This is a genomic window from Cellulomonas bogoriensis 69B4 = DSM 16987, assembly GCF_000767165.1.
GTDB classification, from domain to species: domain Bacteria; phylum Actinomycetota; class Actinomycetes; order Actinomycetales; family Cellulomonadaceae; genus Actinotalea; species Actinotalea bogoriensis.
In genome coordinates, this window is the sequence record NZ_AXCZ01000374.1 from 1 (window position 1) to 903 (window position 903).

The window sequence follows — 903 nt, forward strand, 5'->3', positions numbered from 1 at the left end:
CCGCACCCGGCACCCCGAGCCGACCGGCTGACAGGACACCCACCCACTGCCGTGGCGGGGCGCCCCGGCGCGCCCGCCTCCCGGGGCCATGCCCCTTCACCCCTGCCTGAGGAGACCTGATGAGAGCACGTCCAGCCGCGGTACTGACCCTGGTGGGTGCCCTGGCGCTCGCCGCCTGCGGAACCACCGAGGAGGCGCCGGGCGCCGCGCCCAGCCCCGAGGGGCAGGCGGCCACCGCCGGCGAACCCCTCACCGTCACCGACGCCCGCGGCATCGAGGTGACCCTCGACGGGCCGGCCCAACGGGTCGCCGTGTCGGAGTGGAACGTCGCCGAGTACCTGGTGTCCCTGGGGGTCCAGCCGGTCGGCGTCGCGAGCATCGAGGGCTTCGAGACCTGGAACACCACCGTCGAGCTCGCCCCGGACGTCACCGACATCGGCGGTCGCGGTGAGCCCAGCATCGACACCCTCGCCGCCCTCGACGTCGACGTCCTGTTCGTGACGGGCTCGCTCGTCGAGGGGGCGATCGAGCAGATCGAGGCCACCACTCCCGTCGTCGTCGTCCCCGGTGGTGACGCCACCGACCCCGTGGGCTCGATGTTCGCCAACCTCGACCTGGTTGCCGAGGTCACCGGTACCGAGGAGCAGGCCGCCGCGCTGCGCGCCCGGTACGACGAGGCCGTGGAGGCCGCGCGGGCCGAGCTGGGCGACGTCACCGACGTGCCGGTGGCCTTCGCCGACGGCTACGACACCGGTGAGGCGGTCACGATCCGCCCGTTCACCGACGGCTCGCTGGTCGGCGGGGTGCTGGCCGACCTCGGTTTCGCCGACGCCTGGGACGCGCTGCCCGACCTGGAGACCGACCCCGCCTACGGGCTGGGGGCCGTGGACGTCGAGGCGTTGA

The 903-nt window shown here is 74.3% G+C and carries 1 protein-coding gene; it reads left to right on the forward strand.

Features of this window, described 5'->3' with window-relative positions:
• Positions 1-119: 119 nt before the first annotated feature.
• The coding region (locus N869_RS15510) for an ABC transporter substrate-binding protein (protein WP_156968610.1) at positions 120-903 on the forward strand (784 nt) is incomplete at its 3' end.